A 16015-nucleotide genomic window follows, 5' to 3' on the forward strand; every position below is an offset into this window, starting at 1 on the left:
TCAGCGTCGCACTTTCACTCCGGCCGCTTCGCGATCCCATGTATCCGCAGTGACGCCCGCGTCGCGCAGCACGCCCTTCTTGATCTTGCCGTTCTCCGTCAGCGGCATCTGGCTCAAAATGCGCACGTAACGCGGGATAGCGAAATAAGCGATCTGTCCTTCGCAATGCCTGACGATGTCGACCGGGTCGAGCGATTGGCCCGGCTCCAGCAGGATCGCCGCCGCAACCTCGTCCTCGCCCAACTCCGACGGCAGCGGGTAGATCGCGCAAGCGGCGACCGCGGGGTGGGACTGGATGGTCTGCTCGACCTCCCACGAGGACACGTTCTCGCCGCGCCTGCGGATCGAATCCTTCATGCGGTCGATGAAGCGATAGTGTCCGCCAGGATCTCGAACCACACGATCGCCCGAGTGAAACCACAGATTTCGCCAGGCCTCGACCGTCTTCTCCGGCAAGCCGAAATAGCCGGTGGCGAAAGCAAAGGGCTCTCCGGCGCGAAGCACGAGCTCGCCGGCCTCTCCATCAGGAAGCGCTGTATCATTCTCGTCGACGATCCGCGCCTCGATGCCGTCGGCCAGATAGCCCATCGTCCCCGGACGATCGGACGGGATCGCGCCTGCAAATACGAAGTTCGTCTCGGTCGACCCATAGCCGTCGACCAACGGCACGCCAAAGCGTTCGCGGAACGGACCGTGGATCTGCGGCGGCACGCCGCCGCCAAGCGCAACGCGAAGGCGATGCGTCGAATCCTCCGCGCTCTGCGGCTGCGCCAGAAGCATTGACGCCATCGCGCCGAGCAGATAGCCGACCGTCGCATCGTGCCGCCGCGCGGCAGCCCAGAAGCCGGAAGCGGAGAATTTCGACTCGAGCACGTAGGTGCATCCGTTCAGCAGCGCCTGATAGAACGCATTCAGCGCGTTGGTGTGGAACAGCGGCAGCGTCGTGAACAGCACATCGCCCTCGCGGATTCCGAGCGCTCGCGCCGAATAGATGCCCCACCAGAACAGTTGTGCCTGCGGACAACACACACCCTTTGCAGGCCCCGTCGTGCCCGACGTATAGAGAATCGCAACGGTGTCGCCGGGCCGCACGGCACCCGCCGGGGCCGCGGCTCCCAGCGCCGGCAACGCTACCGCGGAAAGCCTGGCATCGCTGGCCCCGGCAGCAGCTCCGATGATCCAGGTCCGAGGCGGCAGCTCGACACCCGCCTCGACACTCTCGATCGCGCTAGCGAACTGGGCCTCGACGACGAGGAGCGCGGGACGCGAATTGCGAAAGATGTGGGAGAGCTGGAAGCCGCGGAGCGCGGTGTTGATCGGGACCGCGATGGCGCCGAGCCAAGCACAGCCGAGATAGACCTGCAAGAACTCCGGACGGTTCGAGCACATCAGCGCGACCCGATCGCCCGGCTTGATCCCCGCGTCGATGAGCGCCTGGGCCGACGCGGCCGCGATCGCCGCGGTCTGCGCAAAGGTCCAGCGTGCCTCACCCGCAACCAGCAATATCCGCTCACCGTAGCGTTCCGCCTGCCGCGTGAGGATGGTGGAAAGAATCCGGTCCGACGGCGGAAACGACGTCACCGCGCGCGCCCAGGCCGGCGTCACGTTCTCCCCGCCGATCGCTTTGCTGATATTCGCCGGCGCCTCGTTCTCCGTCACGATCATGCTCCCGCCTCAGGGCAACAGCTTGTATTTGCCGTCCTCGATCTGGACCATGATGCGTGAGCGATCGTCGACGCCATGCCGATCCGCCGGCGTATAGGTGTAGACGCCCTGCGTTCCCACGACCTCCTTGGTCGTGAACAGCGCCTGACGAAGCGCGGTACGGAATTCCGGCGAGCCGGGCTTGGCGCCGGTCGCCATCGCGCGCTTGCCCGCATCGGCGAAGACCAGCCAGCCGTCGAAGGAATAGGACGAGAACGAATCCGTCGGTGCCTCGCCGTTCGCCTTCTCAAAGGCCGCACGGAAATCCAGGGCAACCTTCTGGATCGGATTGCTGGCCGGAAGCTGCTCCGCCGCGGTCACAGGTCCGGTCGGGCAGATGATGCCGTTGGCGGCCTTGCCGGCGAGACGGAGGAAATCGGCGCTGATCAGCCCGTGATTGCCGTAGAGCGGCCCCTTATATCCGCGGTCGGACAAGGCGATGACCGGCAGCGCGCCGGGCGTCCCGGTGCCGCCGAGCATGATGGCGTCGGGACGTGCAGCGAGAGCGCGCAGCACCTGGGCCGTGACCGAGGAGTCTGATCTGGCGTAGCGTTCGTTGGCAATGACCTTGATATCGGCGGTCTTCGCACTTTGCTCGAGCGAATTGTACATGAGATCGCCGAACGCATCGGAGAAACCAATGAATGCGACGGTCTTCAGGCCCCGTGCCTTCATGTGGTCGACGATGCCTTGTACGAGAAGCGGCGTTGGTTGCGGCGTCTGGACGACCCAGGGGCCGCCATCACCGGCCGGCACCGGCGCGATCGGAGACACCGCGATCATCGGAATCTTCATCTCGATGGCCGCAGTCGCCATCGCGAGCGTCTGGGGTGCGCCGGACGTGCCGATGAGCACATCGACCTTCTCCTGCTCGACGAGCTTGCGTGCGTTGCGCGCCGACGCGGTCGGATCGGAACCGTCATCAAGCTGGATGACCCGGATCTTCTCGCCGCCGACCTCGCCGATATAGGTCTGGCCCGCCGCGATCCCCTTCGCGTTCGGAATTCCGATCGACGACACCGGTCCGCTGAGGCCGGTGACGAATCCGACGAGGATCTCGGCGTGCGCAAGTTGCGGGACCGCAAGAAGCAATGCGGTCGAGGCCAGCAAGCTCTTGATCAAGTTCATGGCACCTGTCTTTCGTGGGAGTTTCTTGTTCTGATTGGCAAGCGCCATGGATTGGGTTCAGATTGACGATACCAGCGCGATGACGCGAAGTGGACTGCCGGAGCCGTTCTGGATCTTCAGCGGCGAGGCCACGATGATGGCGCCGGTGGCCGGAAGCTGATCCAGATTGCACAGGCATTGCAGGCCGTAGCGGCCCGCGCCGTGCAGATAGTGATGCGCCGGATAAGGCGGCTCGAAATGCCCGGCCTGCCCCGCATCCGTACCGATGGTCTCGGTGCCAAACCCGATGACGCCACGCTCCTCCACCAGCCACTTCATGACGGCCGGGTTGGGGCCCGGCGTGTGTGCGCCGTCATCCCCGAGATTGGCGTAGTCGCGCCAACCCTTCTTCGACCAGTCGGTCCGCAGCACCACCCAGTTCCGCTCCGGGATTCGTCCATGCTTGGCTTCCCAGGCTTCGACGAGCGGGACCGTCAGCAGGAAATCGGGATCCTGAGCCGCCTGCGCGGAGCAGTCGATGACACAGGCCGGCGCGATCATGTCCTTGGCCGGCATGGTGTCGACGGCATTGTTCGGCAGGTTCTTGCCGGTGAACCAGTGAATCGGCGCGTCGAAATGCGTGCCGGTATGTTCGCCGAACGTGACATTGTTCCAGTACCAGGCCGGGCCACGACCATCGTATCGCGAGATTTCCTGGATGCGGACCGGCGCTGCCTGGCCGAACTCCGGCGGTAGCACGATGACCGGAAAATCCGGACTGAGTGTGAAGGTCAGATCGACGACGCGCACCGCGCCGGAAGAAATCGCACTCGCCAGCTCCAGGAGATTGTTGCTTTGCATCGTCACGTCCTCCGGCTTGGTTGAAATCCCGATGTCACCTGTCGAGCTCGCGCTCGAGCGCTTTCGGATTGGCCGCCAGACGTTGCCGGATCTCTTCGGCGACATCTCCGACATACATCTCCTCGAGCCCGCCTTTCAGCCCCGACACGATTGCCTGCGCGATCGCGCGCGGCGCGACCTTCGGCGGCGGTACGGTCTGGAACCATTCGGTGTCGACCGGCCCGGTGAACAGATTCATCACCCTGACCCCGCCGGGCCGGAGCTCGGCGCGAAGGCAGTGCGAGAGCGACAGGCACGCTGCCTGCGAGGCCGAGTAAGCGCCAAAGGCAGGCCAGTTCGCCAGCGCGTAGATCGACAGGATGTTGACCCACGCGGCGCTGTTACTGATGCCGTCGGCGCCGCGCATCCGCATGGCGGGGCCGAAGGCCTGCGCCAAGTTGATGAAGCCGAGATAGGCCTGGTCGATCTCGTCGCGTGCGGTGCTCGTGCCCCTGCGGTCAAGCAGGCCGCCAGGCCGAACATATTCCGTTGTGTTGACGAGGATATCGACCTTGCCGCCGATGTCGGCTGCGAGATCAGCGGCAGATTTTTCGTCGGCCGCGTCAAGCGTCACGATCTCGATCCCGTCCTGACCGCGCAGCAGCTTCTCGCCGGCGAACGGCCGCCACGGTTCGGCAACGCCGACGAACACCGTCTTGGCGCCTGCGGCCTTCAAGGCGGCGACGACTTCCTGGCCGATCACGCTGCGGCCGTTGGTGACCAGCACGCGCCGGAATTTCGGATCGGCCGTCATTTCCCGCCACTGCTTGTCGTCTGCCATGTTGGGAGTCTCCCCCTCGGGATGGGCAAAGGCCACCGCCTGGCCGCTCTTGTCGAGATGCAACGACATGCGAACGGCTGCGCCCTCCGCGCAGTCGGCATGGAGATGGGCCACGATCGTCGGACCGCAATCCATCTTGACGAGGCCGATCCGCCACGGCGCCCGTTCGCGGAAATAGACGTCGCTCGGCACCCGTGCCGTCGTCTCGGCGAGCAGCATACCCCGACGCGGCGCATCGACGAATGCAAGGCCGGCCGACAGGCAAGACGGACATGCCTCCCGCGCCGGATAAGCAAAGGAACCGCAAGCCGCGCAGCATTGCAGCATAAAGCGGCCTTCGGCTGCCGCCCGCGTGAACCCATGCGAGATCCTGCTGCGCGGCCGCGGTGGCGAAGCAGGCAACCGCGTCCGCAGCAGCGGATTCTTGCGCGGGGGCGGCTTGATCGGTTCTATCATCGCGAAGGCCCTGCAAGGATAGCGGCGCCCGAGGCGAGACCGCGGTCATAGTTGATCATACCGAACCCCGAGGCCAGGGCGAGGCTCGCATTGCTGACCTGGGTGGGGCCTGCAGTCCCCACAACCTGCCGCAGTCCCTCGACGAGACCGAGGTAGGCGCCGGCCGCACCGGCCTGCCCGACCGAGAGCTGTCCGCCCGACGTATTGTGCGGAAAGTCACCATCGATGGTGAGGTCGTGCTGGCGCACGAACTCGGCCCCCTCGCCCTTCTTGCAGAAGCCAAGATCCTCGAACTGCATCATGGTTATGACGGGATAGTCGTCATAGGTCTGCACGACATCGAGATCGTCAGGCTTCACGCCAGCCATCGCGTAGAGCTCGCCGATGTCCATCGCCCAGCCGCCGCGCACCTGCATCGGATCGTCGGCGAAGGCATTGTGCCGCTCGATCGTCGAGAGCAGTCGTGCGGCCGGCAGGCCCAACGATGCCGCTGTCTCGTCGCGCATGACGAGGAACGCTTCCGCACCGGCGCAGGGCATCACGCAGTCGAATAGGTGGATCGGATCAGAAATCGGCCGGGCCGCGAGATATTGTTCGAGCGTCAACGGCGTCTTCATCAACGCATACGGGTTGCGCAAGGCATTAGTGCGCTGGGCGACGGCGATCCTTCCGACGTCCTCGCGCGTGACGCCGAAGGTCCGCATGTAGTTGCGTGCGATCAGTGCGAAACTCGCATTGGCGCCGCCGGCGCCGTAAGGATAGACCGCATCCTGGTTGAAGCGCGAGAAGTTCTCGAGCGTCAGCCGGAAGGAATCGACATAGTTGGTGTCGCCCGCCACGCAGGCCACAATGTCAGCGTCATGGGCCTGAACCGCGCGCGCCGCCTTTCGCAACCCAGCGATGGCGCTGGCGCCACCGAGCGGAATCGTATCCAGCCATCGCACGCAGAGTCCGAAATGCTGCGTCAGTCCCACCCCGCTGTCGGTGCCCATGGTGAAGCTGGAAACGCACAGGCCGTCGATGTCGGAGGCCTTGATGCCGGCCTGTGCAACAAGCGCGCTGAGCGCTCGGCCGATCCACCACTGCGCGCTTTCGATGGAGTAGCGCACATAGGGAATCGTGACGGGCGCCGCAATCACGACGCCATCATACGGTGTGCGTAAGGTATTGGTCACCGACCGCCCGCCTCGTTCATCCTCAGACCACCGTCAGTTTCACGTGAATATTGCCTCGGGTTGCGTTCGAATAGGGGCAGCGCTCGTGCGCGCCGGCGACGACATCTTCGGCCACCGGTTTTTCGACACCTGGCAAATTGACTTTCAGCTCGACAGCCAGCGCGTATCCGACGAGAACCGGCCCCATCGCGACCTTCGCAGTCACGGAAGGCTCGGCAGAGGGCACAACCTTCCGCGTCCGCGCGACGAGCTTGACCGCACCGAGAAAGCACGCGGCGTAGCCGGCCGCAAAGAGCTGCTCGGGATTTGTGCCCTCGCCGCCGGGGCCGCCCATCGATTTCGGCAAGGACAGCGACACCGACAAAAGACCGTCGGCGCTGGCGGCCTTGCCATCCCGTCCTCCGGTCGCCGTCACCTCGGTCTCGTACAGGATCTTTTCGGGAGTCATCATGCCTTATTCTCCAGGAATAGTTTTCGAGGACGAGCGACTGTTACGCGCGAGCAACGCGCGGAAATCGGCGCGCGCCTGGGCATTGGCCCGCTTGAAGCTCGGCCCGCGGCTGGGCTCGGTGCCGTTGAGCTGCCGAAGCTGCACCCACATCTCGGCACTCTTCAGCGCCACCGCCGCGCAGTTGACCACCGGCGCGTGGCCGACCTTCAGGCCATGCTCTTTCCCGATCAAAAGGCCTGGCAAGACGCCGGCCGGGATCACGACGTCCGCGCCGCGCTCGATCAGCGGACGTGCGCAGGCGACAAAATCCTCGATCATGCGAGCTTGCGCGGCAGCGTCTCCGGCGAACGCATCGGCGAAATCCTCCGGCTTGCAGCCAAGACCGGTCACGTGGACCACCCGATCACGGAGGCCGTAACGCTCTGCCTGCTCGTAGTGCCAGACCTCGAAGACGGGATCGAGCGTCACAAGGCCGAGCCGCCGACCGAGCTGCGAGGCCGCGAGCAGCGTCGCCTCGCCGGTCCCGATCACGGGAATGTCGAGCGCCGAGCGCAGCTCGTAGAGTCCGGGATCCTGGAAATGCCCCATGACGAAGGCGTCGAACCCGCCCTCCTCCGCCGCGATGCCGTTATCGATCGCCTGGACGGCGCAGCGCAGTTCGGCAAGCCGTCCGAACTCCCGGTCCGGCGGCGTAATGCCCTCGACGTGAACCGTCGTGCCTGATGCAGCGATGTTGTTGAGGTATTCCGACAGCCGCGCCATGTAGGGCGCGTTGACGCTCGCATCAACGAAGCTCTGCCAGAAGATGCGCATCGTCCTTCTCCTCAAGCGGTGGTCGGAGGATCGGTCGTCGGCTGCCGATGAATATATTTCAACCATAAACTAATTCACGCGTCAAATGCGCGCGGCAGCGCCGGCGGCTCGCGCCGTCACGGCAAGGCGAGCACGGCCTTTATTGTCCCGTCGAGCAGCAAAGAAACGCCGCACACTGACGAAATTGTATGCAGCAACATTTTTTTCTGACAGCCCCGTGACACGTGTTGACGGCGCCACCGGCAATACTTTAGGCTTTAAGTAATTCCTCGCCGGTCAGGGACCGGTGGCCATGACAATGATGTTGCAGGGCACCGATTTTGAGAGACTCAATCGTGTGGACAGTCGCCGTGCTCAAGCAGCCGGCAGTGGCAGCAGCGTCGCCGGTTGCGCATCGCGGCCGCGGCAACGACCTTTCATCGCTCCGGAAAAGTCCCGCCCGCATTTGCCGGTGGGCCCGTTGTTCGAGCGGCAAGCAACATCATGGCAGCTGACGCCCGGCCGACAAACTCACTTCTGTCGCGCCCGGATTTCGGCGCAAACAGCAATGCTTTCAATCGGTTCATTCGTCGTTCAAGCTCCCCGCACGGCAGCTTTGAAGCATTCCTATCCAGCATCAACGGAGGAGAACGCAAATGCGCAAGACTCTGAGCCTATTTGCACTTGTCGCCGGCGTCTTCGCAGCTCCGGCCGCGCAGGCCGACATCACCATCGGTTTCGTCACCTCGCTCAGCGGCAACGGATCGTCGATCGGAATCCCCTATGGGCGCGGCATCAATGCGGCCTATGAATACAAGAAGACCATCAACGGCGAGACCATTCGCCTGATCCAGCTCGACGACGGCTCCGACCCGTCGGCCGCGACCCGCAATGCGCGCAAGCTCGTGGAAGAAGAGAAGGTAGACCTGCTGATCGGCACGGCGACGGCGCCCTCGACCATCGCGATGGCGGCGGTGGCGAGCGAGCTGAAAGTGCCGATGATCGCGGTCTCGCCGATCGGCAAGCTGCCGGAAACTCCCGAGCAGTGGGTGGTGTCGGTGCCGCAGCCGGCCTCCCTGCTCGTCAAGATCGTCGCCGACCGCATGAAGCGCGATGGCATAAAGAATATCGGCTATATCGGCTTCTCCGACGCATGGGGCGACCTCGTCTACAACGGCGCCAAGGCAGCCGAAGCCGCCGGTGACATCAAGATCCAGACCAACGAGCGATACGCCCGTACCGACACCTCCGTCACTGCACAGATCCTGAAGGTGCTTGCCGCCCGGCCGGACGCCGTGCTGGACGGCGGCTCGGGGACGCAAGGCGCGCTGCCTCTCCTCAGCCTCGCCGACCGCGGCTTCAAGGGCAACACTTACGGCACGGTGGCGCTGGTCAATCCGGACTTCGTCAACGTCGGCGGCAAGGCCGCTGACGGCATCCAGGTCTCCGCAGGCCCCGTGATCGTCGCCGAGCAACTTCCCGATGAGCACTTCGCCAAGAAGATCGCGCTGGATTTCCGCAGCGTCTACCAGAAGACCCATAACATCCCGACCACCGACGGCTTCTCCGCCTACTCCTTCGATGCCTGGCTGATTTTCGCCAACGCCGCAGAGCGCGCGCTCAAGATCGCGAAGCCCGGAACCGCGGAGTTCCGCACGGCGCTGCGGGACGCGATCCTCAGCACCAAGGAGCTGCCGGGCGTACATGCCGTCTATAACTTCAAGCCGGGCTCGGTGACCGGCGTCGACGAGCGCTCGCTCGTCGTGGTGCGCCTGAGCGGCGGCGCCTGGAAGTATGCGCCGTAGTCTGAAGGCGGCAGGCAGTCAGAACGGAGGAACGGCGTCTCAATGACGAGCGACATCGCAGCCATCCTTGCGATCGACGGGATCGCCAGCGGAGCAGTCTATGCGCTGGTGGCGATCGGGACCGTCCTCATCTTCACGGTGACACGGGTCATCTTCATTCCCTTTGGCGACATCGCCGCGTTCACCGCGCTGACGCTGGCCGCCCTCGACGCGAAGCGCTTTCCGGGCACGGGAGCGCTGGTCGTCATCCTGGCCTGCCTTGCGACGCTGATCGAGATCATCTCGATGGTACGCTCCGGCGAGCTTCGCTTGCTGCCACGCGCGCTCTTGTTCTATCTCGCGCTTCCGCTCGCCGTGGCCGGCCTCGCTTGGCTCGCGATGCGCGCCGAGCCGCCGCTCGCCGTCAGGCTCGTGCTTGCCTTGATGCTGATCACGCCGATCGCCCCGCTGCTGGATCGGATCGTCTTCCGCCCGATCGCAGACGGAACGGTGCTGTTGCTGCTGACGGTCTCCGTCGCTCTGCATTTCGCGCTGGTCGGCCTGGGGCTGCTGTTCTTCGGACCTGAAGGTGTCAGAACCGAACCGCTCACGTCGCTCTCGACCGAGTTCGCCGGCGTCCTGGTCTCGGGCCAGACCATGCTGATCGTGATCGCGGCCCTCGTCTTCTCTGGCCTGCTCTATCTCTTCTTCGACTTCACGCTGGTCGGAAAATCGCTGCGCGCCACCGCCGTGAACCGGACCGGCTCCCGCCTGATGGGGATCCGGCCCGCCCGCGCCGGTACCATCGCCTATCTGCTGGGGTCGCTGATGGCGGGCGTCTCCGGAATCCTGATCGCGCCTGTGAACACTGTGTTCTACGATTCCGGCTTTCTGATCGGCCTCAAGGCCTTCGTCGGCGCGATCGTCGGCGGCATGACCAGCTATCCCGGTGCGGCGATCGGCGCCGTCGGCGTCGGCCTCCTCGAAAGCTTTGCGTCCTTCGAGAGCAGCGCGCTGAAGGACGTCATCGTGTTCTCGCTGCTGATCCCGATCCTGATCTGGCGATCCCTCGCCTCGCTGCATTCCGACGAGGAGATCGAGGAATGACGCGGTTCCATATTCAGCTTACCGCGATGGCGGCCGTGGTGTGCCTCGCACTCGCGCCCTTCGTCCTCAGCCCGTTCAGCATCACGCTGATGAACTATATCGGGATCTATTCGCTGGTCGCGATCGGGCTCGCGCTCCTCACCGGCGTCGGCGGCATCGTGTCGTTCGGACAGGCCGCCTTCGTGGGCATCGCGGCCTATGCCACCGCCTGGGTCTCCGCATTGAACGGGTATTCGCCGTGGCTCGGCCTCGTCTTTGGCGTTGCGATGACCTGCGCTGTCGCGGCCATCCTCGGCGTCGTCACCTTGCGGCTTCAGGGGCATTTCCTGTCGCTCTCGACCGTCGCATGGGGCCTTGCGATCGGCTTCCTGTTCGGCAACGTCGAGGGGCTCGGCCGCTTCAACGGCATCTCGTCGATTCCGCCGATCAGCATCGGGGCGTTCGCGCTTGTCTCGAGCTCGCAGATCTATTTCCTGATCTGGGGCATCGTCGCCGCGGTCCTCCTGCTCGGATACAATTTGCTGGACTCGCGGCTTGGTCGTGCCATGCGCGCGCTCCGCGGCGGCAACACGCTGGTCGAGAGCCTCGGCATCAACGCCTTCCGGATCAAGCTCGTGACCTTCGTGATCGCAGCCTTCCTGGCCTCGCTCTCGGGGTGGCTCTACGCTCATATGAGCCGCTTCATCAGCCCGGGCCCGTTCGATGCCGGCATGGGCATCGAATATCTGATGATGTCGATGGTCGGCGGCGCCGGCAGCCTGCTCGGCGGTGTCGTTGGTGCCGCCGTCGTCACCCTGCTCAAGAACAGCGTGCAGGATTATCTGCCGCTGATCGCCAAGGGCGCTTCCGGACAGCTCGAGATCGTCGCCTTCTCCGCATTGTTCATCCTGTTCCTGCAATGGGCGCGGCAGGGCATCGTGCCGTTCGTTGCGCGCTACCTGCCGAAGATCAAGCGCGAGCGGCCGCAGCCGGCGCCGCCGCTGCCCCGCCGCGCGCAACCGACGCCGGGCGAGATGCTTCTGAAGGTGGACGGCGCCGAGCGCCGGTTCGGCGGCCTGGTCGCTGTCAACAATGTCAGCTTCGAGGTCCGGTCCGGCGAGATCCTTGCCGTCATCGGCCCGAATGGCGCGGGCAAGAGCACGATGTTCAACTGCCTGACCGGCGCGCTCAGGGTCAACAAGGGCGAGATCGTCTTTGCGGGGCGCCCCATCACGCATGATGCACAATCCCGCATCGCCAAAGCCGGTGTCGCGCGGACCTTCCAGCATGTGAAGCTGAGGCCGCGCATGAGCCTGCTGGAAAACGTGATGCTCGGCACCTACGCCCGCACCCGCAGCGGCCTGCTCGCCGGCGCCTTCCGCCTCAACCAGCGTGAGGAGGCCAGTGCGCGGCACGAGGCGCTGATGCAGCTCGAACGCGTCGGGCTCGGCGAAAAGCCGTTCGAGCTCGCGGGCAATTTGCCGCTCGGCAACCAGCGCATCCTCGAGATCGCGCGTGCGCTGGCCGCCGACCCGGCGCTGCTGGTGCTGGACGAGCCTGCGGCGGGACTTCGCCGCCAGGAGAAGCTGCGGCTTGCGGAGCTGCTCAGGTCGCTGCGAGCGGATCACCTGACCATCCTGATCGTCGAGCACGACATGGAGTTCGTGATGTCGCTGGTCGACCGCATCGTGGTGCTCGATTTCGGCTCAAAGCTCTGCGAAGGCGCACCAGCGGCGATCCGCAGCGACGAGCGGGTTCAAGAGGCCTATCTCGGAGGCGTCGCGTGAGCGGAATGTTTTCCATGACGGACGTGACCGTCTGCTACGACAATGTCGAAGCGGTTCGTAATGTGTCGCTGTCGATCGAGGAAGGCCAGATCGTCACCGTCATCGGCCCGAACGGCGCCGGCAAGACCACGCTCTTGATGGCCGCCATCGGGCTGCTCGCCTCGCGCGGCCGCCTCGTCTTCCAGGGCAACGACATCGGCAGGATGTCGGTCGAGGACCGCGTCGAGCGCCGGCTGTGCCTGGTGCCGGAGAAGCGCGAGCTGTTCTCCGACATGTCGGTCGCGGACAATCTCCTGCTCGGCTCCTACAGCCTGCGCGACCGCACGGGTGTCCGGAAAACCCTGGATGAAGTCTATGATCGCTTCCCGCGCCTGAAGGAGCGACAGCGCCAGGCCGCCGGCACTCTTTCCGGCGGCGAGCGCCAGATGCTCGCACTGGGACGCGCGCTGATGGCCAAGCCGAAACTGCTGATGCTGGACGAGCCGAGCCTTGGCCTTGCGCCGCTGATCGTGCGCGAGATCTTCCGCACCATCGCATCGCTGCGCGATCTCGGCGTCTCGATCCTCTTGGTCGAGCAGAACGCCCGCGCCGCGCTGGAGACGGCCGACTACGGCTACGTGCTCGAGACCGGCGAGGTCGTGCAGTCCGGCCCCGCCAAGGATCTGATCCACGATCCCAGGCTGATCACGGCCTATCTCGGCGGACATTAGAGCGGGCCGGGATCACACCCGGCGGCCCGCGCAACAAAACAATCGAAAACAACCCCATGCACAGTAGCCGGCGACAGCGATATCAATGGCTTAATCGCTGACATGCGGATTTTACGAAATCCACTTGATCCGTCGGGCAAAACAGTGGCACAATGCCATCATCGCCGCACGTGGAGGTGGCTTGCACCGCCAAGTGAAGGTGCGTCTGCCCGCCGAACTTGCTCTTCCACGTATTGAATTCTGGCGATTACATTTCGTCTCGGCGCGTGAATAATTAGCAGCCGTAAGCGGCGCACGGTAAGGTAGAGCAACCGGCTTTCAGAATGGACCGGGCGGAGGGAAATCGCCATGAACTTGCGCAGTGCTCTTTGTGCCACGTGCCTGGTTGGCCTTGTCGCCAACAGTTCGGCAATCGCCGGAATCAACGATATCCTGATCGGACTCGACAACAAGATTACCTATGGTCCCGATGGCCCGACCAACGGCGCTCCAGGCAATGACGCCGTCATTGTCGTGGACGTCTCCGACCCCGCCAAACCCAGGATCCGCGCCAGCCTGCCGCTCACGAATTCCCTGCTCGGGCCGCCAACCAACCTGCAGATCACACCGGACGGCAAGCTCGGCCTGGTCGCCAATTCGGTGGTCCACGTCCAGGACGGCGACGCCTGGAAATCAGTCCCCGACGACAAGCTGTACGTCATTGATCTCGCCGCCGAGCCGCCGAAACTGATCGACACGGTGACCGTAGGACGGCAGCCGTCCGGCCTCTCGATTTCCAGGAAGGGCGACCTCGCGTTGATCGCCAACCGGGACGGCAAGAGTGTTTCCGTCGTCTCGATTCAGGGCTCGACGGTCAAACCAGTCGGCGAGGTCTCGCTGGAGCAGCAGGCTGCCGCCGTTGTCATCGCACCCGACGGCAAGCGCGCTTTCGTCTGCATGAATCTCGTCAACAAGATCGGCGTGCTGGCGATCGATGGAGAAAAGGTGACGTACGACAAGTCGATGGACATTCCATCGGCCCTCAATCCCTACAACATCGACATCACCCCGGACGGCAAATACGTCATCGCCTCGAACACCGGCGCACAGAAGAACAACGCTGACGCCGAGGTGATTATCGATGCGACCGGCCCACATCCCCACGTGGTCGATGTGATGAGCCCTGGGACCGGACCGGAAGGCTTCGCGATCGCGCCCGATGGAAAGACCGCGGCCACCCCGCTCCTGCTCGGCACTGCGGCCAAGGACAGCGACTGGTTCAAGACCAAGGCCGGCGAACTCGTGCTGATGTCCATCGGAACCGATGGTAAGCTGACGGTGACGGCGCGCGCGCCGCTCGGCGGCCTCCCGGAAGGCGTCGTCTACAGCGCGAACAGCGATTACCTGTACGTGGCCAACTATTTCGAAAAGGACCTGCAGGTGTTTCAGCTCGCCGGCGGGAAGCTCACCGAAGTCGGAGGTTCAAGGCTAAAGCTGCCAGGCCAGCCCGCATCCATGCGCGCGCCGGCCCGGTAGACCATCCGTCACCCCTGCGCCGGCTCGGAAGCATGGAAGAGCGCTGCCGCCGCCGAGCCGCGCCGATGGTTACGGGCCAGACGAGCCCGGCAGCCCGCGTGCGGCTCTTACTCTTTGCGGCCTTCGTCCAGGAACGCCTGAACCGGAATTACAGCGACAGTGCGCTCAATCGCGCTCGCGTCCAATTAAGTGCACTGTCACCGTAATTCCCGTAATTCCCGTAATTCCGTTGAAGTAAGGCCGCCCCAGTTGGCGGCCTCTTCTGAAGGTTCACGCTTCCGACCTCAATGGTCTAATTTGAATCTCGCTGGCCTACTTTGCACTGCGGAATTTAGTATCTATTCGGGCAGAACAAGCGCCTAGTCATTCCATCACCGGCCCATCACGGTATCTATCGGTGACTGAGAGCTGCTCGTGCTCCCGCTATCACGCGGAGCCACCCCATGCGAACCAAACAAACCATTCCCGTAACCGTTCGACTTGCCCAGTTGGCGGACGAAGCCCGCCGGCGCGCCGAGGCAGCACCGCCCGGAGCGAAACGCGAAGCTCTCCTGAAAGCGGCGCGTATAAGCGAAACCGCCCTCCAGCTTCAGCAATGGATTGGCTCCCCAGGATTGAAAGCGCCGACCTAACTGCGGAGTCGATCCAACTCGACGAGCATCGGTTTCGACCATCTTAGCCCGCGCCTCTAGGAGCGGGTGACGTCGGAGAACTCGCCCTCGAAGGTACCTGCCGCAGGCAGCGTCCGGAGCTCGCCGCACAATCCTGCTTGTCGGTGATCTGGCAATGGCCCGTCGAGCGCGGCGAAATCATCACCGATACGAATTTCGAAACGCGTATCCGGGTTGTGGTGGATCAGTTGCTGACCTTAATCGGTGAAGGGCGCTCAATCGAAAACCTGCATTGCCATTTCATCGAACGGGACAGCAGTGCTGGCTTGAAGAGCATCGCCGCCAGTCACATGTTGAGAGGATCGGGGATCGTTGGCCCGATACACTGGCAACGCACCCACCGCCTCATTGAAGGTCGCTTGCGTCCAAACAAGAGCGAGCACGGGCTGCGTTCGAGCACCGCTCGACGCAGTACCTCTACGCAAATGCAACGGCACGAACCGCCGAGGGAGACCTTGGCGGCTTTTGCGTGTGGCCAGATATGCAAGGAACGGCAACTGTGGTCTTGCACTCAGATGCGAGTTAGGCGCCATTTCTTGCCATCTCTCTTGGCCTACGCCGGGCGCTTTGGCTCAAGTTGCGTTTTGCGGACAGCCTCCGGTCAACATCTCGCGAAGCTCGGCCTTGGTCTTGGGGGGCGTTTAGGTGGTTGGCCTCGCATTCTGTCAGTGGCTACAGAGTTCGATCCCTGCGCGATGTAAATCCGCAAATCCCATAGTCTGGTGACTTGGCTGGGACGATATCGCCGTTCAACTCGGCGCGATCCATTAGAAAAACGGCTTGACCGTTAGGCCCTTCGCTCGGGCGTCCTGAATGAAGGTATGCGCTTCCTCATTCGACAAGGTCAGCTCGGGACCACCAAGAAACTCCTCTCCCTGAGGAGTATTGGCGCGGAAGGTCGTCTCTCCTTGATTCACATGGACCGTATAATCAACATCGCCATGGGACTCTGGCATGTTGGCCTCCTTATCCCCACCCCGGTGCATATTGCGCCGATTTCAACCCGTGAGACAAGGCGCTGATCGTCGCCAACCACTACCTCGAAACCGATCTGGAGAAACTAAACGCAGCGGTCTCGATGGGTTATGCGCGAGGG

General features: G+C 63.8%; 13 protein-coding genes. 5 read left to right on the plus strand and 8 right to left on the minus strand.

Annotated elements, in window-relative coordinates; translation table 11 throughout:
* From ABID59_RS30085 to ABID59_RS30115, 7 genes are read right to left on the minus strand one after another with little or no spacing between them, the layout of a single operon-like run.
* Window positions 1-1665, minus strand: a complete 1665-nt coding sequence (locus ABID59_RS30085) for an ATP-dependent acyl-CoA ligase (protein ID WP_354085763.1) — start codon at window positions 1663-1665, stop codon at window positions 1-3.
* 9 nt (window positions 1666-1674) lie between these two features.
* On the minus strand, window positions 1675-2832 hold the full coding sequence (locus ABID59_RS30090) for an ABC transporter substrate-binding protein (protein ID WP_354085764.1): 1158 nt from the start codon (window positions 2830-2832) through the stop codon (window positions 1675-1677).
* Between the two features lie 57 nt (window positions 2833-2889).
* The gene (locus ABID59_RS30095; RefSeq protein WP_354085765.1) at window positions 2890-3672 is read right to left on the minus strand and encodes a cyclase family protein; all 783 of its coding nucleotides are present in this window, start codon (window positions 3670-3672) and stop codon (window positions 2890-2892) included.
* Between the two features lie 34 nt (window positions 3673-3706).
* Entirely contained in the window at window positions 3707-4948 is a 1242-nt protein-coding gene (locus ABID59_RS30100) for an SDR family NAD(P)-dependent oxidoreductase (RefSeq protein ID WP_354085766.1), read from the minus strand.
* Window positions 4945-6123 (minus strand): thiolase family protein, encoded by a 1179-nt coding sequence (locus ABID59_RS30105; protein WP_354085767.1) that lies wholly within the window; start codon window positions 6121-6123, stop codon window positions 4945-4947. The genes ABID59_RS30100 and ABID59_RS30105 overlap by 4 nt, the downstream gene beginning before the upstream one ends.
* A gap of 22 nt (window positions 6124-6145) precedes the next feature.
* On the minus strand, window positions 6146-6574 hold the full coding sequence (locus ABID59_RS30110) for an organic hydroperoxide resistance protein (protein WP_354085768.1): 429 nt from the start codon (window positions 6572-6574) through the stop codon (window positions 6146-6148).
* Between the two features lie 3 nt (window positions 6575-6577).
* On the minus strand, window positions 6578-7387 hold the full coding sequence (locus tag ABID59_RS30115) for an aspartate/glutamate racemase family protein (RefSeq protein WP_354032070.1): 810 nt from the start codon (window positions 7385-7387) through the stop codon (window positions 6578-6580).
* 635 nt (window positions 7388-8022) lie between these two features.
* On the opposite strand from ABID59_RS30115, the gene ABID59_RS30120 reads away from it, so the two are divergent.
* The 5 genes from ABID59_RS30120 (at window position 8023) to ABID59_RS30140 (ending at window position 14248) form a co-directional block, all read left to right on the plus strand.
* A complete protein-coding gene (locus tag ABID59_RS30120) occupies window positions 8023-9171 on the plus strand; it encodes an ABC transporter substrate-binding protein (protein ID WP_354085769.1) in 1149 nt (382 codons plus the stop codon).
* A 42-nt stretch (window positions 9172-9213) separates the two neighbouring features.
* Window positions 9214-10257 (plus strand): branched-chain amino acid ABC transporter permease, encoded by a 1044-nt coding sequence (locus ABID59_RS30125; protein ID WP_354085770.1) that lies wholly within the window; start codon window positions 9214-9216, stop codon window positions 10255-10257.
* Window positions 10254-12023 (plus strand): branched-chain amino acid ABC transporter ATP-binding protein/permease, encoded by a 1770-nt coding sequence (locus tag ABID59_RS30130; RefSeq protein ID WP_354085771.1) that lies wholly within the window; start codon window positions 10254-10256, stop codon window positions 12021-12023. Before ABID59_RS30125 ends, ABID59_RS30130 begins: the two co-directional genes overlap by 4 nt.
* A complete protein-coding gene (locus tag ABID59_RS30135; protein WP_354085772.1) occupies window positions 12020-12733 on the plus strand; it encodes an ABC transporter ATP-binding protein in 714 nt (237 codons plus the stop codon). Before ABID59_RS30130 ends, ABID59_RS30135 begins: the two co-directional genes overlap by 4 nt.
* Before the next feature lie 348 nt (window positions 12734-13081).
* Window positions 13082-14248: a beta-propeller fold lactonase family protein gene (locus ABID59_RS30140; RefSeq protein ID WP_354085773.1), complete on the plus strand. Its 1167-nt coding sequence runs from the start codon at window positions 13082-13084 to the stop codon at window positions 14246-14248.
* A 1438-nt stretch (window positions 14249-15686) separates the two neighbouring features.
* Here the strand turns inward: ABID59_RS30140 and ABID59_RS30145 are convergent.
* A complete protein-coding gene (locus ABID59_RS30145; protein WP_148755431.1) occupies window positions 15687-15875 on the minus strand; it encodes a hypothetical protein in 189 nt (62 codons plus the stop codon).
* Window positions 15876-16015 lie beyond the last annotated feature (140 nt).

It is taken from the genome of Bradyrhizobium sp. S3.3.6 (assembly GCF_040546905.1).
In the GTDB taxonomy this organism is placed as follows: Bacteria; Pseudomonadota; Alphaproteobacteria; order Rhizobiales; family Xanthobacteraceae; genus Bradyrhizobium; species Bradyrhizobium cytisi.